Origin of the sequence: Corynebacterium sp. HMSC078A10, assembly GCF_001811565.1 — a bacterium.
Classification (GTDB): domain Bacteria; phylum Actinomycetota; class Actinomycetes; order Mycobacteriales; family Mycobacteriaceae; genus Corynebacterium; species Corynebacterium hesseae.
In genome coordinates this window covers 1-302 of the sequence record NZ_KV805182.1, presented here as the reverse complement: position 1 = coordinate 302, position 302 = coordinate 1, and the positions used below count along the sequence as shown (strand labels likewise).

Here is a 302-nt window from a genome sequence, read left to right as displayed (position 1 = left end):
GGACCTGACCCCTGTTTGGTAGACACCTGATATCCAGCCCAGTCGGGCTGGGAAGAAAGGTAATCTACCACCATGCCTAGGTACTCCGAACAGTTCAAACGTGATGCTGTGGCCCTCTACGAAAACAATGAGGACCTCTCACTTCACGCGGCTTCAGCAGAGCTAGGAGTCAATCGCTCCTCACTTTATTCCTGGCTTAAGCAGTACGGCACCGGCAAGCGTGCCCGCACGAAGACCCTGCGTGACAAGGCCCAGGCGACGACTGATTCTGAACGGATCCGCCAGCTAGAAAAAGAAGTCTC

1 protein-coding gene is annotated in these 302 nt (G+C 55.0%); it reads left to right on the top strand.

What is annotated here, in order from left to right:
• Nucleotides 1–72 precede the first annotated feature (72 nt).
• The coding region (locus HMPREF2808_RS01870; protein WP_070623404.1) for an IS3 family transposase at nt 73–302 on the top strand (230 nt) is incomplete at its 3' end.